Consider the following 26,438-nt stretch of genomic DNA (forward strand, 5'->3'; position numbering starts at 1 on the left):
GCCTATGAGTGCTGACGGTCGGTCGGTCGTCGGGAAGGTCGTCTCGCCCCTGCTGGTGGGGCGGGACGAGGAGATGGCGCGGCTGGTGGCCGCGGTGTGCCGGGCCCCGGCGGTGGTCGTGGTGACCGGTGAGGCGGGCATCGGCAAGACGCGCCTGGTCGCCGAGATGGCGGCGAGCCCGGAGCTGTCCGGACGGCGGATGCTGATGGGGACCTGCCGCCGGATCCGCGAGCCGTTCCCGCTGGGCCCGATCGTCGAGGCGCTGCGCGACACCGGTCCGGCGCTCGCCGGGGCCGGGCTGTCGCGGGTGGCGGGGGCGCTGCGTCCGCTGCTGCCGGAGCTGGAGGACGTGCTTCCGCCAGCGCCGCAGCCGCTCGGCGACCGACTCGCCGAGCGGCACCGGATCTTCCGCGGTCTGGCCGAGGCGGTCGGCGCGCTCGGCTCGGCCGTCCTGGTGGTGGAGGACGCGCACTGGGCCGACGCGCAGACCCTGGAGTTCCTGGACTACCTGTTGTCGGGGCCCCCGCCCGCGCTGTCGGTGGTGGTCACCTACCGCGGCGAGGACGCGGGCCCGGACCTGCGGCTCGTCACGGCCCGTCCGGACCCGGCGGTCACCCGCGAGCGGATCGAGCTGGCCCCGCTGAACACGGCGCGCACGCGCGAGCTGGCGCAGGCGATCCTCGACGCCGACCGGGTCACCGACGAGCTGGCGGCCTACCTGTGCGAACGCGGCTCGGGCCTGCCGCTGGCGGTCCAGGAGCTGCTGGCGCTGCTGCGGCAGCGCGGCACGCTCGCGTGGCGGGGTGGCCGCTGGGCGCGCCGGGCCGTCACCGAACTGGACGTGCCGGTGCGCGTGCGCGACTCGGTGCTGGAACGCGTGGCAAGGCTGTCGGACGGCGCCCGCGCGGTCGCCGAGGCCGCCGCCGTGCTGATGACCGCCGTGCCCCAGGCCGTCCTGCTGGCGGCGGCCCGGGACGGCACCCCCGACGGCCTGGACGAGGCCGTCGAGTCGGGGCTGATCGCCGAGCGCGGCGGCGACTTCGGGTTTCGGCACGTGCTGGCCGCGCAGGCGGTGTACGAGGAGATCCCCGCCGCCCGCCGCCGGGACCTGCACGGACGCGCCGCCGACGCGGTCCGGCACCTGGACCGCGTGCCGCTGGGGGTGCTGGCCCACCACCTGCGCTCGTCGGGCCGGGTGGACGAATGGGTCGAGGTCGCCGTCCGGGCCGCCGAGCAGGCGCTGGAGCTGCGCGACGAGGAGGAGGCGTTCCGGCTGCTGGAAGGGGTGCTGCAGGACGCCGACCTCGCGCCGGTCCGGCGGGCCGAGCTGACCGTCCGGCTGGGCGAGGCGGCGCTGGAGATACTGCACGTCCCGGATCTGCGCCCGCTGTTCGCGCGCGCCCTGGGCGCCGACCTGCCCCGCCGCCTGCGCGCCGAGCTGCGCTTCCGGCTGGGCCTGCACCTGGACTCGGCCGGCCTGGACCCGGAGGAGAAGTGGGCGACGGTCGCCGAGTCGGTGGAGGACCTCGACGAGCGCTCCGGCCTGGCCGCCTGGGCGATGCTCGCGCTGGGCATGCCCACCGAGCCGACCGGGATCGGCATCGCCGAACGCACCCGCTGGATCGACCGCGCCGTGGCGACCGTCCCGAACATCGAGGAGCCCGCGCAGCGGCAGTTGATCCTCGGAAAATCGGCGATGGGCCGGTTGATGAGCGGCGACCCGCGCTGGACGCGGCTGTGGGACCGGCTGCGCGCGGGGCCCGCCGAGCTCGACTCGCGCCGCGCCAACGCCTTCTACTCCCTCGGGCTGGTCGCCGGTTGCACCGGCCGGCACCAGCTCGCCCGCGACGCGCTGCGCACGGCCCTTCGCGTCGGCACCGAGGTGGACCCGGCCGGCGGCATCGCCTACCGCAGCCGGGCCGGGCTGCTCCTGGTGTCCTACCTGCGCGGCGAGTGGGACGGGCTGGCCGAGGCGACGCCGGAGGTGCTGGACGGTCTGCGCTATCGCACCGAGCGGATGTTCGCCCAGGCCGTCACCGCCTGCCTGGACGTGGCGACCGGTGGCCGCCCCGACGCCACCGCACGGCTGGCCGAGGTCGGCGCGATGGCGATGCCCGGTGACGGGACCCTGCTGGGCATCGTGGTGGAGACCTGGCTGCGTGCGGCGGTCGCGGCAGGCGAGCCGGAGAAGGCGCTGGCGGACACGGCCGGCCACGTCGAGCTGTGGGAGACGCGCGGCATGTGGGCGATCGGCGCCCGCGCGCTTCCCGCTCTGGTCCAAGCCCTGATCGCGGCGGGCCGTCCGGACCAGGCCCGTGCCCTGACCGCGCGGTACGCCGCCCGCCTGGACGGCCTCGACGCGCCCCTGGCCGGATGCGCGCTCCCGCACGCGCGCGGGCTGCTCGCCGCCGCCGAGGACGGCGGAGGGGCCCGCGCCGCCGCCGAGTTCGCGGCCGCCGCGCGCGCCTACGACGCGCTCCCCGCGCCCTACGAGGCGGCGCGAGCGCGCGAGCATGCGGCCGGAGCGCTGCGCGAGGTGGACGCATCGGCGGCGGTCGCGCTGCTCACCGAGGCCGTGACGGCCTTCGGCGCGCTCGGCGCGCACCGCGACCTGGACCGGTCCGCGCAGACGGCCCGGCGCTGGGGCGTCGACATCGCCTTCCGCCCGATGGCGCGGCGCGGTCCGCGCGGTTACGGCGACGCTTTGTCGCCTCGCGAACGCGAGGTGGCCGAACTCGCCGCGACGGGCCTGACCAACCGCGACATCGCCGGACGCCTGTTCGTCTCGCCCAAGACCGTCGAGAAGCACCTGGCCTCGGCGCTGCGCAAGCTCGGCCTCCGCTCCCGCGCGGCCCTTGCCGCCCACCTGGCCGAGACCCCGGACGCCGCCACCGGCTGAGCCCGCCCCGACCGCCGCGCCCACCGCCCGAACCGGTCGCCGTCCCGCACCCTCATCGGTTTCGGACGCCCCCACCTGCTACCCCCAGGGGTTTCCGGGCGTGCTCCGCGTCCTGTGAATGGGTGATCCACCCCATGCCGCCGCACCCCGGCGCGCACTGATCCTGTCGGCATGCCCGCGAACCCGAGCGGCCGTCCGCTGGAGCCGGACGAGCCCGACGACCCAGACGCCGAGGACGAGGAGTGGGTGAACGCCTCGTCCCGCCCCCGTATCGACCCCAGGACTCTCAGGAGGGCTTGTGTCCCGATTCCGACTGACCGCCGCGCTCGCCCGAGCACGACGGACCGCCCCAGCACGGGCGACCGACCAAGCATGGCCGAGCGGCGAAGCCGAGCAGACCAGGCCGACCGGGCGAATCAGGCCGACCGGACGGACCAGCCCGGCGGGGCGGCGTAGCCGCCGGGGGCTGTTGGCCGCGCTCGGGGTGAGCGCGCTGCTGGCGACGGCGGGCGCGGCCGTGGGGACAGCGGCCGCGAGACCGGGGGAGGGGGCGCCCAAGCCGCCCGCCCCGCGCGTGGGGCCGAGCCTCGCCAAGCCGTCCGCCAAGGTCGTCAAGACCGCGAACGTCACGCTGGTGACCGGCGACCGCTTCCGCGTGGACGTCTCGGACGACGGGTCGCAGCAGGCCGCCCCGCTGGGCGTCGGCGGGAAGCCGGCCGGCGCGTACGCGCAGTTCGGCTACAACGGCGACACCTACGTGATCCCGGCGAAGGCCGTGCCCTACCTCGGCACCGTCCTGGACCCGCGCCTGTTCGACGTCGGCTATCTGGTCCGAGCCAAGCTGGACGACGCCCACGCCAGGTCGCTGCCGGTGACGGTGAAGGCGTCCGCGGCGGACGCCGAGGCGCTGCCGGGGACGAGCGTCACCTCCTCCTCGGGCGGGACCGTCCGCGCGAAGGTCACCAAGAAGGACGCCGCCGGGCTCGGCAGGCTGCTGTCCAAGAACTGGCGGACGGCGCGCGACAAGGGCGGCCCGGCCGCGCTGTCGGGCGTGACGAGCCTTGCGCCGGCTGTGCCGAGCGGCGCGCCCGCACTGCCGTCCGCCCCCACCCTGGTCGGGCAGCCGGAGCCGAAGGCGCAGAGCGCGGGCGTGCGCTTCCGCAACCTGACCGTCGATGCGATCGACCAGGACGGCAAGCCCGGGGTGATGGTCGGGTTCGTCCACAACGTCGACGACGTCGCGCTCGGCAGCTTCGGCATGGACTACCCCGGGAACGGGAAGCGCGCCTTCAGCATCCCCGAGGGCACCTACAGCATCGAGGCGAGCGTGTTCACCGGCCCGGGCGACGACCCCGCCAGCCGCGCCGCGCTGGTCGTCGAGCCCGAGGTCACCGTCAAGGCCGACACCACGGTCGTCCTGGACGCCCGCAAGGCCGTCCAGTACAAGACCGATCTCGCCGCGCCGCCCAAGGCGGGCATGCCGCGCATCGACTTCATGTCGTTCCTGCGCACCGACACCCGCGGCAACGAGACCGGCGTCCCGCCGAACGGCATCGGCGCGCTGCTGGGCTTCTACAACATGCGGCTCGGCTCGGCCGTCTACAACGGCTACCCGAACCTGTACGCGACGCCGACCAAGCCCGTCACCAAGGGCGCGCTGCACTTCGTCGCGACGACCTCGCTGAGCTCGGGCACCGAGGACGCGATCGGGTCAGGCCCGACCTACAAGATGGTGCTGCCCGCCGAAGGGGCGATCCCGGCGAACCTGACGCGCGCGCTCGCGGCGTCCGACTTCTCGACCGTGCACTCGCACCTGCGCAACAAGCCGTGGGACGACCCGTCAGGCGGGCCCGTCGGGTTCTTCACCATCGCGTTCCTGCCCTGGTCCTACCTCCCGGTCGGATTCTCGGGGAATGTCCCTACCGGTGACCGCACCGACTACCTGTACAGCAGCGCCCCCGACCAGGTGGTCTGGGAGTGGGGTTTCAACCCCGACAAGGGAGAGCGGCTCAACGACCTGCGCCGCACGCTGAAGCCCGGGCAGGTCGTCCGGCAGGAGTTCGCCGGGTGGCCGCTCACGCCGTCGATCGCGGCCGACTACCTGGCGACCACCGGGTTCGACCTCGGCGGCGGGGGGAACCTCCCGGGCTTCAACGACGCGGTGGCGCAGGCGTGCGCGGCGTGCCGCCAAGGCGACCTCGGCGCGCTGTTCCTCAAGGGCGGCGCCGACGCCGACCCCACCCACCACTACTACTACAACCCGCTCGACGGGAACCGCCTGCGCTTCTACCGGGACGGCGCGCTCGCCGCCGACTCGGCGTCCAACCCGAACGCCTTCAGTCCCGACCCGGCGAACCTGCCGATGCTCCCGCGCGCCGCCGGATACCGCCTGATCTGGAACCTCACCGAGCCGGCCACGCCCGACGCGCCGGTCACCACCGACTGGACCTTCCGCTCCGCGCCCGGCGATCCGGCGGCGACGCTGCCGCAGAACGCCTACTGCGGCGTCGACACCACGCGGGGCTGCTCGTTCCTGCCGCTGCTGTTCGTCAACTACGACCTGAAGCTGGACGACGACTCCCGCGCCAAGGCCGGGCAGCCGTTCGACATCGGCTTCCGCGTCTCGCACCAGCAGTACCAGGCCGCGCCGGCCGGGGTCACCGCGACCGTCGAGGTGTCCTACGACGACGGCGCGACGTGGTCCAAGCCCGCCGACGCCACCCAGGCCGACGGGGTGTTCCACGCGACCATCACGCATCCGGCGTTCGACCAGGACCACCGCTGGGTGTCGCTGCGGGTCACCGCGCACGACGCGGACGGCTCCTCGGTCACCCAGACCAACGTCCACGCCTACCGGCTCGACGGCTGAGCGGGGAGCTGACATGAGGATTACCCGAACGAGACTGGCCACGCTGGCCGCGACCGGGTTGCTGGCCCTGGTGGCCGCGGTCCCGTCCGCCGCGACCGCCGCACCGGGCCGGGCTCCGCACACCGCGCCGGACCGGCGTCCGGCCTGCGCTGACGGTAAGGGCGACTGCCGCTTGCGGACGGCGAAACCCAAGGCGGGCAAGGCTCGGACGTTCACCGCCAAGGCGGGCCTCGCCGCGCCCGGTGCCGGACGGACGGCCGCTACCAAGGCCGCCGCCGCGGGCATCCCGCCCGGCGGGCTCACCGCCGCCGACCTGCAGGACGCCTACAAGCTGCCGAGCGACCTGCTCGGCGGCCGCAGCACGGTCGCGGTGGTCGTCCCCTACGACACCACCTACGCCGAGCAGGATCTCAACACCTACCGGGCGGCCAATGGCATGCACGTGTGCGACGCCGAGTTCCCGTGCTTCCGCAAGATCGACCAACGCGGCGGCACGTCCCTGCCGTCCCCCAGCCCCAACTGGACGCTGCACACCGCCGTCGGGCTGGACATGGCCTCGGCCGCCTGCCCGAACTGCGACCTACTGCTGGTCGAGGCCGACGACGACAGCCTGGCCAACCAGGGCGCGGCGGTCGACCGGGCCGTCGCGCAGGGCGCGCGGACGGTCGTGGTCATGGACGGCTGGTTCGCCGAGTACGAGGGGCAGGACGCGCTCGCCGCGCACTTCACCCACCCGGGCGTCGCGGTCCTCGCGGCCTCCGGCTCGGCCGGGTTCAACGCCGGCGGCCACCAGTCGCTGCCCGCCGCCTACCCGGGCGTCATCGCGGTCGCCGGCACCGATCTGTACCGGGACCCGGCCACCAAGCGCGGCTGGTCCGAGACGCCCTGGCGCAACGCCGGCTCCGGCTGCTCGGTGTATGAGAAGCGGCCGTCCTGGCAGCCCAAGGGCGCGTGCGGCGAACGCCGGACGGTCGCCGACACGGCGGCGGTCGCTTCCGACTACACGCCGGTCAGCGCCTACAACTCCGGCAACGGCGGCTGGGTGAACGTGTCCGGCGGCCCGGTCGCGCCCGCGCTGGTCGCCGGGGCGTCGGGGCTGGCGGGCAACCCCGCCTCCACCCCCGCACCGCAGCGCCTCTACGGCAACGCCCGCTACCTGTTCGACATCACGTCCGGGACGAACGGGTCCTGCGGCGGCACCAGCCTGTGCACCGCCGGGTCCGGCTACGACAGCCCGAGCGGAATGGGCGCCCCCAACGGCACCGGCGCCTTCTAGGAGAACGACGATGCGCATCCCCTCACACCCGCGCGCTGGAAAGCGCCGCTTCGCCCACCACCGCTTCACCCACCACCGCTTCGCCCAGCGCCGCTTCGCCCAGCGCCGCGCGGCCGCCCTGCTCGGCCTCGGCATCCTCCTCACCAGCACCGTCACCGGCCTGCTCGCCGCCGGGCCGGCGCTACCGGCCAACGCCGGCTGCGCGCCGGCCTGGAAGCTGGAGACCCCGCCGCTCGCGGCCACCGACGTGCAGGACGCCCAGGCACTGTCGGCCAAGGACGTCCGGTTCACCGCCAACATCGAGCCGGGCTGGGGCGGCGGCATGTCGGAGTCGGTCTGGGACGGCTCCAAGGTCACCGCCGCCGGACCGCAGATCCCCCACCAGCCCAAGCGCCTGGCGTTCAGCGGAGGCCGCAGCTCCTACGACTCGCCCTCCAGCGGATGGGCGCTGGTGGCGCCGGGCGGCGGCTGGGGCGACATCACCACGACGGTTATGGGCCGCTGGGACGGCACCCGCTGGACGCTCGTCCCCGGCGCGGTCTCACCCGCCCCGGCCACCGGCGGGGTCCGGCTGAACGATGTGGCCTCGCTCGCGCCCGGCGACGCCTGGGCCGTCGGCGACCTGGAGGGCAACGGCGCGTTCGTCGAGCACTGGGACGGCACCGAATGGAAGGCCGTGGACAACCCAGGCTCGTCCATACCGACTGCGCAGCTGATGCAGGTCAGCGCGTCCTCGGCGAACGACGTCTGGGCGGTCGGGTTCCGGCGCCTTCCCAACGGCGGCGCGACCGTCCCCTACACCCTGCACTACGACGGCGCGAAGTGGACCGAGGTCACCATGCCGGACGTCGGTGCGCCCGACGCGGTAGCCAGCGCCGTCGTGGCCAAGGGCCCCAACGACGTCTACGTCGGCGGCTGGCGCGGCACCTGGGCCGTCTGGAACGACTACAAGGGCCTGGTTATGCACTGGGACGGGCAGAAGTGGTCCGTCGACACCGGCCCCGGTGAGGTGGCCGGCGGCGGCTTCATGGACAGCCTCTACGTCGCCGGCCCGAACGACCTGTGGGCCGTGTCCGGCGCGGCCGTGCTCCACCGCACCGGCGCCACCTGGACGAAGGTCGCGCCGGAGGGCGCGCAGCCGGGCGGGGAGGGCAGCGGGATCACCTACTACTACCGGGCCCTCACCGGGACCGGCCCCAATGACGTCTGGGCGGTCGGCATGGCCATCTCCACCGACCCGTCCCCGACCCCCGGGACGGCGCTCGCGAGCATCCACACCGCCCTCGCCCACCTGACCTGCGGAGGCAAGTGACCATGCGGTTCACAAGACTGGCCGCCGGGGCCACGGCGATGGTGTGCGCGGCGTCGCTCGTGGCAGCCGCGACGACCGGCGGCGCGGCCCAGGCGGCGCCCGACCCGTCGGCCAAGCTCGACGGCGCGGTGCTGGCGGCCTTCGCACGGTCCGGCACGGCGAACGTGTGGGTGCGGATGTCCGACAAGGCCGACCTGTCGAAGGCGGCGAAGCTCAAGGACCGCGCCGCGCGCGGCCGGGCGGTGCTGGACGGCCTGAAGTCCACCGCCGACGCCTCGCAGAGCCCAGTCCGCAAGGCGCTCAAGGACGCCGGCCTCACCGGACGCTCCTACTGGGCGACCAACGCGGTCTACGTCCCGAACGTCTCGGAGAAGGCGGCGCGCAAGCTCGCCGCGATCCCGGGAGTGGCGCAGATCAGCCCGGCCCGCACGTTCCGGGTGCAGCAGCCGGTCGCCGCGCCGAAACCCAAGACCGCCCCCCGCGCCATGGCCGGCGGCACCCTGGCCTGGGGCGTGGCCGATATCAAGGCCGACCAGGTGTGGAGCCAGACCGGACGCCGCGGCGAAGGCGTCGTGGTGGCCAACGTCGACTCCGGCGTCGCCTACGACCACCCGGCGCTCGTCCGGCAGTACCGCGGCAACAACGGCGACGGGACGTTCAATCCCGACTACAACTGGTACGACCCGTCCCGGACGTGCAAGACCAGCGACCCCTGCGACAACATGGGGCACGGCTCCCACACCATGGGCACCATGGTCGGCGACGACGGCCAGGGCAACCGGATCGGCGTCGCGCCCGGCGCCAAGTGGATCGCGGCCAAGGGCTGCGAGACCGACAGCTGCACCGACACGAGCCTGCTCGCCTCGATGCAGTGGATGCTCGCCCCGACCGACCGCAACGGCGCCAACCCCGACCCGGCGCGGCGGCCCGACGTGGTGAACAACTCCTGGGGCAGCCCGCCGTCCAACGACCCGATGTTCGAGGACGTCGAACTCGCCTGGGCCGCCGCCGGGATCATGGGCGTGTGGGCCAACGGCAACAACGGCCCGAGCTGCCAGACCGCCGGCGCGCCCGGCAGCCGCACCATCAACTACTCGGTCGGCGCGTACGACTCCACCGGAAGGATCGCCTCGTTCTCCAGCCGCGGCCCCGGCCAGGACGGCCTGGTCAAGCCGAACATCTCGGCGCCGGGCGTGGACGTCCTGTCGTCCCTGCCGTCCGGCGGGTACGGCACGATGAGCGGCACCTCGATGGCGACCCCGCATGTGGCGGGCGCGATCGCGCTGCTGTGGTCGGCGCGTCCCGAATACCAGCGGGACCTCGCCAAGACCCGCGAACTGCTGAACCTGACCGCGATCGACACTCCCGACGCCCAGTGCGGCGGCACGCCGGAGAACAACAACGTCTACGGCGAGGGCAGGCTCGACGTCCTGGCCGCCGTCAACGCCGGCACCGCCGGGCTGAGCGACCTGACCGGAACGGTCACCGACGCTGCCACCGGACAGCCGCTCGCGGGGGCGACCGTCCATGCCTCCGGCCCGATGGAGCGCACCTTCACCACCGGCGCGGACGGTGCCTACCGCTTCCGCCTGACCGCGGGTGACTATACCGTCAGCACGGCGGCGTTCGGCTACCTCACCGGATCCACCACGCTCACCCTGACCAAGGACGGCGGGTCCACCCAGGGTTTCGCTCTCGCGCCGACGCCCCGCGTCGACCTGACCGGCAAGGTCACCGACGGCTCCGGTCGTGGCGGCGGCCTCCCGGCCAGGATCACCGCCATCGACGCCGCCGGCCACAGCTGGTCCGCGACCGCTGACGCCACCGGCGCCTACACCCTCCCCCTGCTGCCGAACCTCGCCTACACCGTCACCTACGCCGCCACCGAACCCGGCTACGACCCCGCGAGCCGCAAGATCACCCTCACCGACTCCGGCCAGACCCAGGACGTCGCCCTGACCGTCAGCCTCGCCTGCACCGCCAAGGGCTACCAGGTCACCCGCGACGGCAGCACCGAACCCTTCGACACCGGCCGGCTGCCGAAGGGCTGGCAGGTCACCAACGTTGACCCGCACATCCCCAACTACGCCTACCAGCCCGGCTGGGAGTTCACCGACCCCGGCGGCCGCGGCAACCACACCGGCGGCTCCGGCGGCTTCGCCGTGGTCGACTCCCGGCACACCGGGCCCGGCTACGTCCAGGACACCTACCTGACCAGCCCGTCCTACGACATGTCCAAGCGCACCAAGGCCACCGTCGAGGTCGCCCACGACCTGGCCCCCGCCATCAACTCCACCACCTCGGTCGAGGTCAGCACCGACGGCGGCAGGACCTGGGAGACCGCCTGGACCGCCAGGGGCTTCCCCGGCGCCCCCGGCCCGTCGGTCCAGGTCGTCCCGATCCCGCAGGCCAACGGCAAGGCCGAGGTCCGCTACCGGCTGCACTACCGAGGCCAGAACTCCGGCTGGTGGGCGGTCGACAACGCCTTCACCGGCGACCGCTCCTGCGCTCCCGCCTGACCCCCGACCCGAGACCGCCGGGGCGCCCCGCGGGGGCGCCCCGGCGCCGGCGTCGCGCGGCCTTCTTGACCACCCACCGACCGGGCGGAATCGCGACCAGCCTCCACTTCAGTGACGCAACGCCGACCCAACGTCCACCCAACGCGACCATTGTTCGGCCGGGCGGCTGGTGGTGCTGTTCATCGGTCTCGTCCTGTAGGCGGTCGTCATGTCATGGGAGTCGTGCGGGCGCCGTTCAGCAGGAGCCATGTGTCCCAGGGCAGCGGGCGGCGCTCGCGGGACAGCGGTCGGCCGGGACGGAAGCGACGCGCGGCACCGTGCTGAACTTCGAGCGGCTCCCGAGCTGGGAACGCCTCTCATACCCCCGCGGACGGAAAGCGCTCCAGGCTGCCGTTCAAACCCCGGCCGAGCGCATCTTCTCGGAGATCGTCAGGGGGTCCAGAGGATCTCGGAGCAAGACCCGCGCGGTTCCGCCTGTGGGGCCGACCAACACCGCCACCTGGGGCTTCCGTGACGTTGTGGCGCAAGGTCGGCGCCCTGCTGTGGGGAGCCCCCGACCATCCCGACCCGTACCTCGCGCTGGAGGCGGGCCGCCGCCCCGGACGAGGTGAAGACCGCCGTGCCGTTGCCGTAGGGGACGGCATTGACCAGGTCGATCGCCGCGTCCAGGGACTCGACCCGCAGCACGACCAGGATGGGTCCGAATCTGAGCGTTGCCGGCTTGTGCCTGGAGGACGGACGGCTCGGGCAAGCCCTCGGGCAGAGGCGTTCGCGTGTCCGATCCAGCTCGGTTACCAGCCTCTTTCCCACCAGGCTGGGATGCTGGGGCGCTCCTTGCCGAGGGTGGTGTCCTTGCCGTGGCCTGGGTAGACCCAGGTTTCGTCGGGGAGGCGGTCGAAGATTCTTTCGGTGACGTCGGTAATGAGTTGCTTGAACTTCCCGGGGTCTCCCCATGTACCTCCAATTCCCCCTGGAAAGAGGCTGTCGCCGGTGAAGAGGTGGGGGCGGTCGGGGGCGGTGTAGAGGAGGGCGATCGAGCCGGGGGTGTGGCCGCGGAGGTGGATGACTTCGAGGGTGGCCTCGCCGACGCGGAGGGTGTCGCCGTTCTCGACGGGTTCGGCGACGGGGACGGGGAGCGGTTCGGCGTCGAAGGGGTGGGCGGAGACCGGGGCGCCGGTGGCCTGGACGACGTCCTGGAGGGCCTGCCAGTGGTCCTGGTGGCGGTGGGTGGTGACGACGCGTCCGAGGGGGCGGTCGCCGAGGACCTCCAGGAGCCGGGACGGCTCGTTGGCGGCGTCGATGAGCAGCTGGTCGCCGGTCGCGGTGCAGCGCAGGACGTAGGCGTTGTTGTCGTACGGGCCCACCGCGATCTTGGTGAGGGCGAGCCCGGACAGGTCGCGGGTGTCCGGTGGTCCGCCGACCTCGACGTTGCCGGTGTAGGGCATGGCTCCTCCGATCCGGGTTTCTCCGCTCGCCATCTTCCCCTATCGCGCCCGCACGGGTGGAATGAGTCCGGAGACTCACCGGAGTCGTGTCGGATGGGGCGGAATGGTCCCGCGGACGGCCGCACCATGGGCCGAGGAGGTGACGTTTGGGTGCATCCGAGGCGCGTCCGGGCGCGTTCTGGACCCGGCTGAGCAGATCGGACCGGCAGGCGCTCTGGACGATGGGGCGGCGGGTCGAGGTGCCGCCCGGCGGCATGCTCTGCCACCAGGGGGTGGCGTCACCGGCGGTGTTCGTGCTGTTCCCGGCGGGCGCGCGGACGTCGGGCCGGATCCTGGCGAAGGAGTTCGTCGGCAACGGCGAGGGGGACGAGTCGGTCATCGAGCTGTTCGGCGCCGGGGACCTGGTGGCCGGGCTCGCGCCGTGGGGGCATCCGCAGCGCGGGACGGTCGCGGCGCTGGACCACCTGGCCGCGCTGCGCGTGGACCGGCGCCAGTTCGGCGGGCTGCTCGCGGCGAGCCCGCAGCTCGCGGCCGCGGCGATGGACGCGTTCGCGCGCCAGGAGACCTACAGCGGGCGGCGGCATGCGGTCCGCGTCGCCGACCATCCGCAGCGGCTCGCGCATCATCTGCTGGAGCTGGCGCACCGGTTCGGTGAGCTCGCGCCGCCGCCCGACCCCCGGCGCGACGATGCGCTGCGGGCCATCGAGGTGCCGTCGCGGCTCAGCCAAGCAGACCTCGCCAATTGGGCGGGTGTTTCGCGCGAGACGCTCGTGCGCTGGTACCGGAGGTGGCGTGCCAAGGGGATTCTGACGCCGCGTCCGCTGACCTTGCTCGATCCGGAGGCGCTGCGGCGGGAGGCCGCGCCGTGGGGGGACGAGTGGCCGGCCGTCCCGCGGCAGGAGGAGAGCGCGCCCGAGCCGGATGCCGAACGTCCTGCCGGGCTCGCGCGGAGGACGCCGGTGCCGATCGGCGCGTCCGCTGGTCCGCCGCGGCGGTTGCCGCCTGACAAGCCGTTCTTCACCGGACGGACGGTCAGCCTCGGCAAGCTCGATCTGCTGCTCGCGCAGGCGAGTTGGCCGCGTGCGGTGCTGGTGCAGGGCATGGCCGGCGTGGGGAAGACGACGCTGGCGGTGCACTGGGCGCATCGGGTCGCGGGCCGCTTCCCCGATGGCGTGATCTTCACCGAGTTGCGCGGCGGGACGCGCGGGCAGGCGACGCCGGCCGAGGCGATGGGCCAGGTGCTGCGGGGTGTCGGTGTGCCTGGCGACCAGTTGCCGCGCACCGAGGCCGAGCTGGCGGCGCAGTGCCGCTCGCTGCTGGCCGATCGGCGGCTGCTGCTGATCCTGGACAATGCGACGGGCGCCGAGCAGGTCCGTCCGCTGCTGGACGCGGTGAACGCCGGGTTGGTCCTGGTGACCGCGCAGCGGCGGATGCCGGATCTGGTCGCCGAGGACGGCCGCATCGACGGCGACATCCGCGTGCTGGAGCTGCGCGAGATGAGCCCGGACGAGGCGGCCGACCTGGTCGCGGGCGTGCTCGGTCCCGGTGACGCGCGGCCGCGCGAGGAGCGGCGGGCGGTCGAGTGGCTGGCCCGCGAGTGCGGGTTCCTGCCGCTGGCGCTCGCGGTCGCGGCGGGCGCGCTCGCCGAGAACCCGGACGTGCCGATCGCCGAGACCGTCCGGACGCTGGCCGACCGGTCCGGCGCGTCCTATCCGGCGCCGATGCGTCCGACGTTCGACCTGGCCTACCGGGGGTTGCGGCGCGACCACCGGGCCGCGTTCCGGATGCTCGGCCTCGCCGCCGGGCCGGACGTCACGCCCGCCGCGCTCGCCGCCCTGCTGGACGGCACGACCGACGCGGCGGCCGAGGCGCTGGAAGGGATGCGGCAGGCGTTCCTGGTGCACGAGACCGGGCCGGGCCGGTACCGGATCCACGACCTGCTGCGCGACTTCGCGCGCGAGCGCGGTCTCGCCGAGGACGCCGATACCGACCGGTTCGCGGCGCAGCGCCGGTTGCTGGCCTCCTGTTTGTCCGCCGCGCGGTCGGCCGCCCGGGTGCTGGACAACCGTCGCCGCCCGACATTGGACGATCCGCATCCGCCGCCCGAGGACGGCCACACGGCGCGCTCGCCGGAGGCGCGGGCGCAGGCGCTCGCCTGGTTCGAGTCCGAGCGGCGGACGCTGGTCGCGGCCGTCCACCTGGCCGCGCGGCTCGGCCTGCACCGGACGTGCTGGGAGCTGGCCGACGCGCTGTTCGGCTTCCAGGAGTTCCGCCGCTACAGCGAGGACAACATCGCCGTCCACCAGGCGGGTCTGGGCGCGGCGCGCGCGGAGGAGAACTGGGCGGCGGCGGCCGTGATGCTGCACAACCTCGCCGTCGCGCACTTCGACCTCGGACGGGCCGTCCAGGCGATCGGGTACGGAGAGGACGCGCGCCGCGCGTTCCGTTCGGCCGACCCGGCCAACCGGTACGGGGAGGCGGTCGCGCTGGCGACGCTCGCCGACATCCACGCAGCGCAGGGGCGGTACCTGACGGCGATCGAGCACGCGCAGCGGTCCCTGGCGATCCACCGCGATTTGGATGATCAGGGCGGAGTCGGGCGCGGGCACGAGACCCTCGCCCGCGCGCACCTCGCGCTCGCCGACTACGAGACCGCGCTGCGGCACGCCCGCCTGGCGCTGGAGATCCGGCAGGGCATCGGCGACCGGCGCGGGATCGCCGAGACGCTGCTGACGACCGCGCTGGTGCACCGCCGCCGCGGCGTGGTGGACGACGCGGTCGCCAACGCGCTGGAGTCGCTGTTCCTGCGCGAGGAGGACGGCGACCGGTACGGGTCGGCGCAGGCGCTCACCGAGCTGGCCCGCATGTACGCGACGCTCGGCCTGCGCGACCTGGCCCGCCGCGACGCCGAGCGCGCCCTGGGCATCTACCGGGAGCTGGGCGTCCGGCACGGGCAGGCGCGCGCCCTGACCACGCTCGGCCGCCTGGCCTGCGACGCGGCGAAGTTCGCCGAGGCGTTCACCTTCTGCGGGCAGGCGCTGCGGATGCACCGCGACACCGGCGACCGGCACGGCGAGGCCGAGACGCTCGCGCAGCTCGGCGTGGTGTGCTGGCGGCTCGGCCGCTACCGCGAGGCGCGCGAGCAGCTCGGCCGCGCGCTGGACGTCCGGCGCGAGATCGGCGACCAGCACGGCGAGGCGCACGACCTGGAGAACCTGTCGGTCGTGATGCGCCGCCTGCACCGCTACCAGGAGGCGTTCGTGCACGGCCTGGAGGCGCTGGAGCTGTGGCACCGGCTCGGCGCGCGCGGCAACATGGCCGGGACGCTCGGCAGCCTCGCCCGCACCTACATCAAGCTCGGCCTGCCGGACGAGGCGGAGGGCGCGGCACGCCAGGCGCTGTCGATCCGCCGCGAGATCGGCGACTCCTACGGCATGGGCATCGGCCTGGACACCTTCGCCGCGACGCTGCGCGCGGGCGGGCGTCCCGAGGAGGCGCTGAAGGTGCAGGCCGAGGCGCTGCGCGTGCTCGGCGAGGTCGGCGACCGGCACAGCGAGGGCGCCGCGCTCGTCCACCTCGCCGCGATCCACCTGGAGCTCGGCCGCGCCGAGGACGCCCTGGAGACCGGGCGGCGCGGCCTGGACCTGGCCGTCGAGCTGGGCGACACCCGCGAGCAGGCGCGCGTCCTGCACCACATGGGGCACGCCTGCCAGCTGCTCGGACGGCACGCCGAGGCGTCCGGGCACCTGCGCGGGGAGATCGCCATCCGCCGCGACATGGGCGACCACCTCGGCCGCCGCCGCGCCCTGGAACGGCTCGGCACGTCCCTGTCCGCGCTCGGCGACCAGGCGGGCGCCGCCGACTGCACCCGCCGCATCCGCGCCATCGACCAGTGGCTCGACTCGGAGGGCCCGGAACCCGTCTGAAACCCGGCACGTCGGGGCGTTGTGTGCCGAATTACCGGGTTTCGCGGTGTCGCGCCGCGCTCACTAACACAACAGGGGACCTGTGCGTGCGGCGCCGCCGTGCCGCGCGCGGAGAGGAGGAGCGGCGATGCGGGTCGCGTTCTGGGACGCGCTGCCCGGACCCGCGCGGGAGGCGCTCGAACGCGCCGGGACCGTCGCGCTGATCCGGCCGGGCGCGTTCCTCGCGCGCGAGCACACGCGCTCGACCAACGTGTACGTGCTGCGCTCCGGCGCCGCCAAGGTCTGGGTGGACCGGGACGGCGAGACCGTCATCCTGGACGTACTGGGCCCCGGCGACGTGTCCGGCGAGATGGAGGTCGCCGACGGCTGCGAGCGGGCGGCCAACGTGGAGGCGCTGACCCGGGTCGAGGCGCTCGCGCTGCCCGGTGACCGGTTCCGCGCCGTGCTGAACGAGCACCCGGCCGCGATCTGGGCCGTCACCGCCGTGCTGTCGGAGAAGCTGCGCGACGCCAACGAGGTGTGCACCGCGCACTTCCCGGACGCGCCGGGCCGCCGCCTCGCGTCCCGGCTGCGCCGCCTCGCCGACCGCTTCGGCACCCCGGTCGCCACCGGCGGCGTGGTCGTCCGCGTCCCCCTGACCCAGCGCGACCTCGGCCGCTGGGCAGGCATGGGCCGCCGCAAGGTGGCCCAGCTGCTCTCCCACGAGCACGTCGGCGACGGCATCGCCGTCTCCCGCACCACGATCACCCTCCGCTCACCCGAGGTCCTCGACCACCTGGCAGGCGACGACCCCGACGACGTCCTGGCCTCCACCGGCTGACCGCACGTCCGATCGACCGTCCTGCCCTGGGTTGACCGGCGTCGCGCGCTCGTCGCGGCGGGGGCTCAGGAGAAGGACGGATCGACGGGCCAGTTCGGCGGGACGGGGAGCGCGCCGTCCGGACGGGTGGCGAGCCCCGAGCCGCTCGACCGTCCGGTGATCCAGGCGAGCAGCGCCGCCGCCGAGCCGGTCACCTCGGTGCCGTCCCCGAGGTCGATCGCCTGCCCGGTGTCGGTGGCGCGCAGCCGCGCCCCGTCCAACCCGCCGCGCGCCTCCGGCCCGTGCTCGACGAGACCCTGGAACGTGACGTCCAGCTCCGCGCGCACGTAGTCCTCGGGCCAGTCGGCCGGCCCGTACCCCGCGGCGAGGTCGACGTGGTGCACCTCGATCTCCCGCCACCGTCGGTGCAGCACGAACCACACCGGAAACGCCGGGCCGAAGAGCCCCTGCACCGGAACGTCCCATGCCGCGTCCGGCAGGGCCCGCGCCTGCGCCATGAACCGCTCGGCCGAAACCCGCAGATCCTCGACCAGCTCGTCCCCGCCACGCCCCGCGCCCGCGCGCAGCCCTTCCTCGCGCGCCTCCAGACTCGGGTACTGCGGCACCTTCACCCCGGTCCGCGCCCACTCCAGCAGATTCCACAACGAGTCGGCATTCCGCGCCACATGCGTCGCGACATGCCCCCGCGTCCACCCGGGCAGCCCCGAAGCCCCGCGCAACTCCGCGTCGCTGAGCCCGCCCACCGATTTCGCGAGCCGCTCCGCCCCCGCCTCAATCGCCGCCAGAGCCGCCGCCCGCCCAGTCCCAGAACCGCTCATCAGGCCTCCCAGCTTGTCGAGGGAAGTTCATCCTGACACGCGGAGGCCGGCCTCGAACGCCAGGAGTCCGGCCTGTGTGCGGTTGACGCAGCCGAGCTTCGCGAGTACCTGGGACACGTACCCCTTCACGGTCGTCTCGCTGAGGTGCAGCCGGGCGGCGATGCCCGCGTTCGGCAGGCCCTCGCCGAGGCAGGCGAGCACGTCGGCCTCCCGCGCGGTCAGCCCGGCGAGGAGCCGCGCGCGCCGCTCGCGCTCCCCGTCACGTCCGGCCGCGGACGCCAGCAGCCGCCGCGTCGCCGCCGGGGACATGACCGTGTGCCCGTCGGCGGCGACCCGGACGAGGCCGACCAGGTCCTCCGGCGGCGTGCTCTTGAGCAGGAACCCGGCCGCGCCCGCGCGCAGCGCGCGCACCACGTGCCGGTCGGAGTCGAAGGTGGTCAGCGCGACGACCACCGGCGGCTCGGGCAGCGCGCCGATCCGCCCGATCGCGGTCAGGCCGTCCACGCCCGGCATGCGCAGGTCCATCAGCACCACGTCGGGACGGTGCCGGACCACGGCCTCCACTCCGGCCGCGCCGTCGAACGCCTCGTCCACCACGTCGATGTCGTCCGCCGAGCCGAGGATCGTGCGCAGGTGCGCGCAGACCATCGGCTCGTCGTCCACCAGCACCACCCGGATCACGCGCGCGCCCCCGCGGCCGCCGGCAGCTCCGCGGTGACGTGGAAGCCGCCGCCTTCGCCGGGCCCGGCGGTGAGCCGCCCGCCGAGCAGCGCGACGCGTTCGCGCAGGCCCGTCAGGCCCGCGCCGGACCCGGCCGCGACCAGCGCCCGATCCGGCGGGCGCGTCGCCGGGCCGTTCACGACGCTGACGGTCAGGCCGTCCGGGCGGTAGGCGAGCCGCACGGTCGCCGCCGCGCCCGGCGCGTGCTTGCGGACGTTCGTCAGGGCCTCCTGGACGACCCGGTGCGCGGCCCGGCCCAGCACCGGATCGGCCGTCCGGGACGCGCCCTCCTCCAGCAGCTCGACCGGGACCCCGACGGACGCCGACTCGGCGACCAGCGCCGCGAGGTCCGGGACGGGCGCGTGCGTCACCGGCATCGGCGCGGTGTCGTCGTCGCCGTCCTCAACCCGGCGCAGCAGCCCGATCACGTCCCGGAGCTCCTCCAACGCCTGGCAGCCGGTGGCGCGGATCTCCTCGGCCGCCGCGCGCGCCGAAGCGTCCGGCGACCGGACCCGCAGCGCTCCCGCCTGGAGCACGAGCAGGCTGATCCGGTGCGCGACCACGTCGTGCATCTCGGCGGCGAGCCGCGTCCGCTCCTCCGCGCGCGCACGCTCGGCCAGCAGGTGCCGCTCGCGCTCGGCGCGCTCGGCCCGGTCCGTCAGGGACCGGACGGCCCGCGCCCGCGCCGCGACGTACAGGCCGAGCAGCGCCGGACACACGACCAGCAACAAGGACTGGGCGAAGAAGCCGGTCGGATCGTCCCCCCAAGGACGTGCAGCGAGGACGCCCAGCAACCCGACGCCCGCCCACGAGACCCGGCCGCCGTAGGCCATGCCCGCGTACACCGCGAGCCAGGCCGCCACCGGAATCCAGATCCGGTCACCGTGCGCGTGCGTGGGAGGCACGACCGCTCCCGCGTCGGCAGCCTCGGCGAGCGCGATCGCGGCCGCCGCGCTCGCCGCGATCCAGACCGGCAGCCAAGGCATGCGCCGACGCACCAGCAGGGACACCGCCAGCAACAACTGGACGCCCAGGACGACCCCATCGAGCGATCGGTACAGCGGCCGGTCGCTGAGCACCGAGGCCATTCCCAGGACGACGGCCGTCGCGGCGTTCAGCATGTCGAACACGCGTGGAGCGACTCTCACATTGCAACCGTAAGCATCCCTTCCGGACGGCGGACCCTCCGAAAGTAGGGAAGGGGCCCTGCGTTCTCCGCTGCCGCTCCGCGTCCCGCCCGCGCTGCACTCGAAGGCATGAGCGGATTTCGAGTGCCGACCCTCCCGGTGATGCTCCGGATGGCGCTGCGCGGCCTGCGGGCCCACCGGTCCAGGCTCGTCCTGACCCTGACGGCGATCACGCTGAGCTCGGCCTTCGTCGCCGCGTCGCTGATCTTCCGCGGTGGGATGGAGCGCGGCTTCGACTCCCTGTACGCCAAGGTGGGACGGGGCACCGATGTCGTCGTGCGCGGGCCCGGCGGAGTGCCCACGGACCTGGCCGCCCGCATCCGGGACGTGCCGGGCGTCGCGTCCGTCCGCGCGGACGCCGAGGGGACCGCCGCCGTCGTGGACCGCCGCGGACGGCCCGTCAGCAGCCCTCAAGGGCTCCCGCAGCGCGGCGTCTCCTGGCAGGACGCCTACCGCCTCACCGCCGGGACCCGACCGCGCGGCCCGCGCGACGTCGCCCTGGACGCCGCCACAGCGGATCGGACCGGCTACCGCGTCGGCGACCGGGTTCCGATCGTCCCCGCCGCGCGGGGCGCCGCCGGACCTGCGGCTGCGCGAGGCGGGTCCGGCGCACGTCCGGTCGGCGCGCGTCCGGCCGCTGTGGTCTTCACTCTGACGGGCGTGTTCACGCTGGCGGGGGAACGGGCGACCGGAGTCTCGTCGATGAGCGCGTTCGCGCCGTCCGCAGCTCCGGCGGTGCTCGGCCTGCCGCCGGGGACCACGACGCGCCTCGCCGTCCGCGCGCGGCCCGGAACGAGCGCCGGCACCCTTCGCGCGGCGGTCGCGCGCGTGCTGCCGGACGGCGTGGAGGCGGTCACGGGCAGGCGGTACGACGCGGAGGCGGCGAGCGCCGTGCGCGCGCGGATGGGCCCGCTGCCGAAGATGATGCTGATCTTCTCGTGCGTGTCCGCGTTCGTCGGGTCGTTCCTGATCCTCAACACGTTCGCGATGCTGGTCGCGCGCCGGACCCGCGAGCTGGCGCTGCTCCGCGCGGTCGGCGCCGGGCGGGGGCAGGTCACCGCGCTGGTGCTCGGCGAGGCGTCCGCCGCCGGGGTGGCCGGCTCGACGCTCGGCCTCCTCGCCGGGGCCGGGATCGCCGCCGGCCTGCGCGCCCTGTTCGCCCACGCCGGATCGCCGCTCCCGCCCGGCGGAGCGCCGATCACCGGGACGGCGGCCGTCGCCGCCTACGGGGTAGGGACGCTGGTCACGGTCATCGCCGCGGTTCCGGCCGCGCGGCGGGCCTCCCGCGTTCCACCCGTGGCGGCGATGCGCGGGAGCGCGCACGCCCCGGCCCGTCGCTGGACCCTCGCCGGAGCACTGACCTGGACGGCCGGGGCGGCCATGACCGCGATCGCGCTCGCGGCGTCCGGTGATGTAGCGCTGTTCCTGATGGGCCTCGGGGCCGCGGCCCTGGTCTCCGGCACGGTCCTGCTGCTGCCGTTCCTCTCGTCCCTGGTCATGGGCGCCCTCGGACGGCCCGTCGCGCGCCTGTCCGGTGTCGCCGGGGTGCTCGGCCGCCGCAACGCCCTGCGCGACCCGCGCCGCAGTGCGGCGACCGCCGCCGCGCTCGTCGTCGGCCTCGCCCTGGTCGGGGGAGTGAGCGTGCTGTCGGCGTCGATCCGCGCCACGCTCGTCCGCGACGACCCGGCGAAGGCGTGCGGCGCCGGCCAGTTCTTCGACCTGATCTACGTGCTGCTCACCCTGTCGCTGCTGATGGCCGCGCTCGGGATCGCCAACACGCTCACCCTGGCCGTCGCCGAACGGACCCGCGAGCTCGGCCTGCTGCGCGCCGTGGGCCTGGACCGGCGCGCGACCCGCCGCATGATCCGCGTCGAGGCGGCGCTGGTCGCGGCGTTCGGCGCGCTGCTCGGCCTGCTCCTCGGCGCCGGCTACGCCATCGTGATCAAGTACGCGGCGGGCGGCGGCATCGCCGTCCTGCGCGTCCCGGTCGGGGAGCTGGCCGCGGAGGCGCTGGCCGCGGTCGGCATCGGCGTCCTGGCCGCGTCGCCACCGGCCTGGAGGGCTGCCCGCCTGGACGTACTGGACGCGATCAGGGACGAGTAAGGGCTTTGAGGACGAAGGCCGTGGTGCGGCGGTGCCAGAGGGCCGGGCGGCGGAGCATGGCGTGGCCCTCGTCCGGGACGGGGACGAAGTCGACGGAACCGGCGATCGGGCGGATGCGGTCGGCGTAGCGGACGGACGCCCGGTACGGGGTCGTGGCGTCCTCGGTGCCGTGCATGATCAGGATGTGGCGGCCCGCGAGCTGGTCGACCGGCTCGTCCCTCGGGACCCAGGGGGCGAGCGCGGCGACGGCGGTGACCTGGGGGTCGTCCGCGACGCGGAGGGAGGTGCGGGCGCCCATGGAGTGGCCGATCAGGGCCACCGGGACGTCCGGGTGGGCCTTGCGGAGGCGGTCGAGGGCCCAGCGGGCGTCCGGGACGGGGGACGCCTCCTCGCCGTTCCAGCCGCGGTAGCGGTAGCCGAGCGACCAGACCGCCAGGCCGTGCCGGCGTCCGGCGCTGAGCAGGTGCATCGTGAAGGGGATCATGCGCAGGGCGGCCGACTGCCGGGACGTGGCGGGCTCGCGGCTGAACTCCCGGCCGCCGTGCAGGACGAGCGCCACCGCGCGCGGACGGGCCGGGCCGCGCGGGCGCAGGCGGGGCTGGAGATCCATAAGCCCAGCTTGTCACGGTTGCGGAAAATGGGTGGAGCGGTCCGGGAACGGCGGGGACCATTCGAGGATGAGCACCGAGCGACCTCCGGAGCGGATCGACCTGCCGGAGCTGACCCTGCGCCGCGCGGTAGAGGACGACGCGGCGAACCTGATGAAGGCGGTCAACGACTCCTTCGAACACCTCCAGCCCTGGATGCCCTGGGCGACCGAGAAGCGCACCGTCCAGGAGGAGCTGGCCTGGATCGCGTCCTGCCGCGCCGAGTGGGAGAGCGGCCTCGGCTACGCCTACCTGCTGGAGAACCCGGACGGCGACGTCGTCGGGACGGCCGCCCTTCACAACCGGATCGGGCCCGGCGTCCTGGAGATCGGCTACTGGGTGCACGCCGGGCACACCCGGCGCGGTCACGCCACCCGGGCGGCCGGGGCGCTGACCGGCGCCGCGTTCGGGATGGAGGGCGTCGAGCGGGTCGAGATCCACTGTGATGTGGCCAACAAGCGGAGCGCGGCCGTCCCGCCGAAGCTCGGCTACGAGCTGCTGGTGATCGAGGACGACGTCCGCACCGCGCCCGCCGAGGAAGGGCCGCGGATGCGCTGGGGCATCACCCGCGCGGCCTGGGAGCGGCGCGCCTAGCCCCCGAAGCGTCCGGGCACGGGCGGCGGTTTCGGTGGCGGTAGATCTTCGAACACGTGTACGGTTCGAGTGTGGCCGGTGGTCCCGCGGGGGCGGGAGGGCCGAGCGGAAATTTCGGCCGGCCGCTCCGCTGTTGAGTACACGGGGGAGTCCACGCGCACGCGTTCTGTCGGACCCCCTGGCTACCGTGGGGACACCCGTCCCATCGCCGCGCCCAGAAGAGGAACCGGAACACGCCGTGCATGACCGACTCATCGTGCGAGGAGCACGCGAGCACAACCTGAAGGACGTCTCGCTCGACCTGCCGCGGGACGCGATGATCGTGTTCACCGGCCTGTCCGGGTCCGGCAAGTCCAGCCTGGCGTTCGACACGATCTTCGCGGAGGGGCAGCGCCGGTACGTCGAGTCGCTCTCGGCCTACGCCCGCCAGTTCCTCGGGCAGATGGACAAGCCCGACGTGGACTTCATCGAGGGCCTGTCCCCGGCGGTGTCGATCGACCAGAAGTCGACCAGCAAGAACCCGCGGTCCACGGTCGGCACGATCACCGAGGTGTACGACTACCTGCGGCTGCTGTACGCCCGCATCGGGCACCCGCACTGCCCGGTCTGCGGCCGCCCGATCAGCCGGCAGGCCCCGCAGCAGATCGTCGACCGCGTCCTGGAACTCGACGAGGGCACCCGCTTCCAGGTGCTCGCGCCGGTGATCCGCGGCCGCAAGGGCGAGTACCTGGAGCTGTTCCGCGAGCTGCAGACCAAGGGCTTCTCCCGCGCCATGGTGGACGGGCGGATGGTCCGCCTGGACGAGCCGCCGGCGCTCAAGAAGCAGGAGAAGCACGACATCTCCGTGATCGTCGACCGGCTCGCGGTGAAGGACTCGGCGCGCCAGCGGCTCGCCGACTCCGTCGAGACCGCCCTCGGCCTGGCCGGCGGCACGATCGTGCTCGACTTCGTCGACCTCCCCGAGGACGACGAGAACCGCACCCGGATGTACTCCGAGCACCTCTACTGCCCCTACGACGACCTGTCGTTCGAGGAGCTGGAGCCCCGCTCGTTCTCCTTCAACTCCCCCTACGGCGCGTGCCCCGAGTGCACCGGCCTCGGGACGAGGATGGAGGTCGACCCGGAGCTGATCGTCCCCGACGAGGACCTGTCGCTCGGCGAGGGCGCCATCCAGCCGTGGTCGAACGGGCACGTCAGCGACTACTTCCTGCGGCTGCTGTCGGCGCTCGGCGACGCCATGGGCTTCGACCTGAACACCCCGTGGCGCAAGCTGCCCGCCAAGGCGCGCAAGGCGGTCCTGAACGGGCACGAGACGCAGGTGCACGTCCGGTACAAGAACCGGTACGGCCGCACCCGCTCCTACTACACGTCCTACGAGGGCGTGATCCCCTACATCCACCGGCGGCACGCCGAGTCCGAGAGTGACGCCTCGCGCGAGAAGCTCGAAGGCTACATGCGCGAGATCCCGTGCCCGGCGTGCGACGGCGCGCGGCTCAAGCCCGTCGTGCTGGCGGTGACCATGGGCGGCAAGTCGATCGCCGAGGTCGCGGCCCTGCCGATCGGCGAGGCGGCCAAGTTCCTGCTGGCCATGGAGCTGAACGACCGCGACCGGCACATCGCCGAGCGGGTACTGAAGGAGATCAACGCCCGGCTCGGGTTCCTGCTCGACGTCGGCCTGGACTACCTCACCCTCGACCGCGCGTCCGCGACGCTGGCGGGCGGCGAGGCGCAGCGCATCCGGCTCGCCACCCAGATCGGGTCCGGGCTGGTCGGCGTCCTGTACGTGCTGGACGAGCCGTCCATCGGCCTGCACCAGCGCGACAACCAGCGACTGCTGGAGACGCTGCTGCGGCTGCGCGACATGGGCAACACCCTGATCGTCGTCGAGCACGACGAGGACACGATCAACGCGGCCGACTGGGTCGTCGACATCGGTCCGCGCGCGGGCGAGCACGGCGGCAAGATCGTGGTGTCCGGGACGGTCGAGGAGCTGCTGTCCTCCGAGGACTCGCTGACCGGGCAGTACCTGTCCGGACGCCGCGAGATCGCGGTGCCCGAGATCCGCCGGCCGCGGCAGAAGAGCCGCGAGATCACGGTCAAGGGCGCGCAGCAGAACAACCTGCGCAACGTCGACGTCGCGTTCCCGCTCGGGGTGTTCACCGCCGTCACCGGCGTGTCCGGGTCGGGCAAGTCCACGCTGGTCAACGACATCCTGTACAACTCGCTGGCCAAGCAGCTGCACGGCGCCAAGACCGTCCCCGGCAAGCACAAGCGGGTCAACGGCATCGACCAGCTCGACAAGGTCGTGCACGTCGACCAGTCGCCGATCGGCCGCACCCCGCGGTCGAACCCGGCGACCTACACCGGCGTGTTCGACCACATCCGCAAGCTGTTCGCGCAGACCACCGAGGCGAAGGTGCGCGGCTACCAGCCGGGCCGGTTCTCCTTCAACGTCAAGGGCGGCCGCTGCGAGAACTGCTCCGGCGACGGCACCATCAAGATCGAGATGAACTTCCTGCCGGACGTCTACGTCCCGTGCGAGGTCTGCCACGGCGCCCGGTACAACCGGGAGACCCTGGAGGTCCACTACAAGGGGAAGACGATCTCCGAGGTGCTGGACATGCCGATCGAGGAGGCCGCGGTCTTCTTCGAGCCGGTCACCGCCATCCACCGGCACCTGAAGACGCTGGTGGACGTCGGCCTCGGGTACGTCCGGCTGGGCCAGCCCGCGCCGACCCTGTCCGGTGGCGAGGCGCAGCGCGTCAAGCTCGCCGCCGAGCTGCAGCGCCGCTCGACCGGCCGCACCATCTACGTGCTGGACGAGCCGACCACCGGCCTGCACTTCGAGGACATCCGCAAGCTGCTCGGCGTGCTGAACGGCCTGGTCGACAAGGGCAACACGGTCATCGTCATCGAGCACAACCTGGACGTGATCAAGACCGCCGACTGGATCGTCGACATGGGCCCCGAGGGCGGCTCGCGCGGCGGCACCGTCGTCGCCCAGGGCACCCCGGAGCAGGTCGCGAAGGTGGAGGGCAGCCACACCGGCGCGTTCCTCGCCAAGATCCTCGCCTGACCCCATCCCTGAGACCGCGCGCCCCCGCCCCAGGGGACGCGCGGTCTCGCGCTGTGCGGGGGAGGCGGCGCCGACCGCCAAGGGAGGCGGCGCCCGGCCGACCATCGCGCTGTGCGGGCAGGCGCCACCGACCGGCCAGGCCAGGCGGCGCCGTTCGGCCATCGCACGGTGCGGGGAGGCGGCGCCGCCAGCTGTGGCGTCCCCCGCAGTGTGCCGGGCGAGCGTGG

At 74.1% G+C, this 26,438-nt stretch carries 15 protein-coding genes and 1 pseudogene; 10 read left to right on the plus strand and 6 right to left on the minus strand.

The window, feature by feature from the left end:
• Positions 1-4: 4 nt before the first annotated feature.
• The 5 genes from FHU30_RS32320 (at position 5) to FHU30_RS32340 (ending at position 10,875) form a co-directional block, all read left to right on the plus strand.
• Positions 5-2,899: an ATP-binding protein gene (locus tag FHU30_RS32320; protein WP_253880981.1), complete on the plus strand. Its 2,895-nt coding sequence runs from the start codon at positions 5-7 to the stop codon at positions 2,897-2,899.
• A 298-nt stretch (positions 2,900-3,197) separates the two neighbouring features.
• The gene (locus FHU30_RS32325) at positions 3,198-5,768 is read left to right on the plus strand and encodes a hypothetical protein (protein WP_253880982.1); all 2,571 of its coding nucleotides are present in this window, start codon (positions 3,198-3,200) and stop codon (positions 5,766-5,768) included.
• Between the two features lie 13 nt (positions 5,769-5,781).
• Positions 5,782-7,044, plus strand: a complete 1,263-nt coding sequence (locus FHU30_RS32330) for a S8/S53 family peptidase (RefSeq protein WP_253880984.1) — start codon at positions 5,782-5,784, stop codon at positions 7,042-7,044.
• A 10-nt stretch (positions 7,045-7,054) separates the two neighbouring features.
• A complete protein-coding gene (locus tag FHU30_RS32335) occupies positions 7,055-8,356 on the plus strand; it encodes a beta propeller repeat protein (RefSeq protein WP_253880986.1) in 1,302 nt (433 codons plus the stop codon).
• A gap of 2 nt (positions 8,357-8,358) precedes the next feature.
• Positions 8,359-10,875, plus strand: a complete 2,517-nt coding sequence (locus FHU30_RS32340; protein ID WP_253880988.1) for a S8 family serine peptidase — start codon at positions 8,359-8,361, stop codon at positions 10,873-10,875.
• Positions 10,876-11,427: 552 nt separating this feature from the next.
• Here FHU30_RS32340 and FHU30_RS32345 read toward each other — a convergent pair.
• Together FHU30_RS32345 and FHU30_RS32350 are read right to left on the minus strand one after the other, a co-directional pair.
• Positions 11,428-11,580: pseudogene (locus FHU30_RS32345) on the minus strand (aldehyde dehydrogenase family protein); the annotation flags it as partial.
• 86 nt (positions 11,581-11,666) lie between these two features.
• Positions 11,667-12,320, minus strand: coding sequence for an MBL fold metallo-hydrolase (locus FHU30_RS32350; RefSeq protein ID WP_253880990.1), 654 nt, complete (start codon positions 12,318-12,320; stop codon positions 11,667-11,669).
• Between the two features lie 146 nt (positions 12,321-12,466).
• On the opposite strand from FHU30_RS32350, the gene FHU30_RS32355 reads away from it, so the two are divergent.
• Both FHU30_RS32355 and FHU30_RS32360 read left to right on the plus strand, forming a co-directional pair.
• On the plus strand, positions 12,467-16,246 hold the full coding sequence (locus tag FHU30_RS32355) for a tetratricopeptide repeat protein (RefSeq protein ID WP_253880992.1): 3,780 nt from the start codon (positions 12,467-12,469) through the stop codon (positions 16,244-16,246).
• 127 nt (positions 16,247-16,373) lie between these two features.
• Positions 16,374-17,066, plus strand: a complete 693-nt coding sequence (locus FHU30_RS32360; RefSeq protein ID WP_253880994.1) for a Crp/Fnr family transcriptional regulator — start codon at positions 16,374-16,376, stop codon at positions 17,064-17,066.
• Positions 17,067-17,131: 65 nt separating this feature from the next.
• On the opposite strand, the gene FHU30_RS32365 is transcribed toward FHU30_RS32360, so the two are convergent.
• From FHU30_RS32365 to FHU30_RS32375, 3 genes are read right to left on the minus strand one after another with little or no spacing between them, the layout of a single operon-like run.
• Positions 17,132-17,884: a maleylpyruvate isomerase family mycothiol-dependent enzyme gene (locus FHU30_RS32365; protein WP_253880996.1), complete on the minus strand. Its 753-nt coding sequence runs from the start codon at positions 17,882-17,884 to the stop codon at positions 17,132-17,134.
• Positions 17,885-17,911: 27 nt separating this feature from the next.
• A complete protein-coding gene (locus tag FHU30_RS32370; protein ID WP_253880998.1) occupies positions 17,912-18,565 on the minus strand; it encodes a response regulator in 654 nt (217 codons plus the stop codon).
• On the minus strand, positions 18,562-19,752 hold the full coding sequence (locus FHU30_RS32375; protein WP_253881001.1) for a sensor histidine kinase: 1,191 nt from the start codon (positions 19,750-19,752) through the stop codon (positions 18,562-18,564). The genes FHU30_RS32370 and FHU30_RS32375 overlap by 4 nt, the downstream gene beginning before the upstream one ends.
• Before the next feature lie 108 nt (positions 19,753-19,860).
• Between FHU30_RS32375 and FHU30_RS32380 the strand changes: the two genes are divergently transcribed.
• Positions 19,861-21,894, plus strand: a complete 2,034-nt coding sequence (locus FHU30_RS32380; protein ID WP_253881003.1) for an ABC transporter permease — start codon at positions 19,861-19,863, stop codon at positions 21,892-21,894.
• Here FHU30_RS32380 and FHU30_RS32385 read toward each other — a convergent pair.
• Complete coding sequence (locus FHU30_RS32385; RefSeq protein WP_253881004.1) at positions 21,881-22,504, minus strand: alpha/beta hydrolase family protein; 624 nt, start codon at positions 22,502-22,504, stop codon at positions 21,881-21,883. The two genes, FHU30_RS32380 and FHU30_RS32385, sit on opposite strands and share 14 nt — an antisense overlap.
• 67 nt (positions 22,505-22,571) lie before the next feature.
• Between FHU30_RS32385 and FHU30_RS32390 the strand changes: the two genes are divergently transcribed.
• Both FHU30_RS32390 and uvrA read left to right on the plus strand, forming a co-directional pair.
• The gene (locus FHU30_RS32390) at positions 22,572-23,135 is read left to right on the plus strand and encodes a GNAT family N-acetyltransferase (protein ID WP_253881006.1); all 564 of its coding nucleotides are present in this window, start codon (positions 22,572-22,574) and stop codon (positions 23,133-23,135) included.
• 238 nt (positions 23,136-23,373) lie between these two features.
• Positions 23,374-26,211, plus strand: coding sequence for an excinuclease ABC subunit UvrA (gene uvrA / locus FHU30_RS32395; protein WP_253881008.1), 2,838 nt, complete (start codon positions 23,374-23,376; stop codon positions 26,209-26,211).
• Positions 26,212-26,438 lie beyond the last annotated feature (227 nt).

The organism is Actinomadura rupiterrae, from assembly GCF_024172125.1.
Classification (GTDB): Bacteria; Actinomycetota; Actinomycetes; order Streptosporangiales; family Streptosporangiaceae; genus Spirillospora; species Spirillospora rupiterrae.

Coding starts and splice junctions, on each gene's coding strand:
- FHU30_RS32380 (WP_253881003.1), top strand. CDS start 19,861: ATGAGCGGATTTCGAGTGCCGACCCTCCCGGTGATGCTCCGGATGGCG.
- FHU30_RS32335 (WP_253880986.1), top strand. CDS start 7,055: ATGCGCATCCCCTCACACCCGCGCGCTGGAAAGCGCCGCTTCGCCCAC.
- FHU30_RS32340 (WP_253880988.1), top strand. CDS start 8,359: ATGCGGTTCACAAGACTGGCCGCCGGGGCCACGGCGATGGTGTGCGCG.
- FHU30_RS32365 (WP_253880996.1), bottom strand. CDS start 17,884: ATGAGCGGTTCTGGGACTGGGCGGGCGGCGGCTCTGGCGGCGATTGAG.
- FHU30_RS32350 (WP_253880990.1), bottom strand. CDS start 12,320: ATGCCCTACACCGGCAACGTCGAGGTCGGCGGACCACCGGACACCCGC.
- FHU30_RS32390 (WP_253881006.1), top strand. CDS start 22,572: ATGAGCACCGAGCGACCTCCGGAGCGGATCGACCTGCCGGAGCTGACC.
- FHU30_RS32360 (WP_253880994.1), top strand. CDS start 16,374: ATGCGGGTCGCGTTCTGGGACGCGCTGCCCGGACCCGCGCGGGAGGCG.
- FHU30_RS32330 (WP_253880984.1), top strand. CDS start 5,782: ATGAGGATTACCCGAACGAGACTGGCCACGCTGGCCGCGACCGGGTTG.
- FHU30_RS32385 (WP_253881004.1), bottom strand. CDS start 22,504: ATGGATCTCCAGCCCCGCCTGCGCCCGCGCGGCCCGGCCCGTCCGCGC.
- FHU30_RS32320 (WP_253880981.1), top strand. CDS start 5: ATGAGTGCTGACGGTCGGTCGGTCGTCGGGAAGGTCGTCTCGCCCCTG.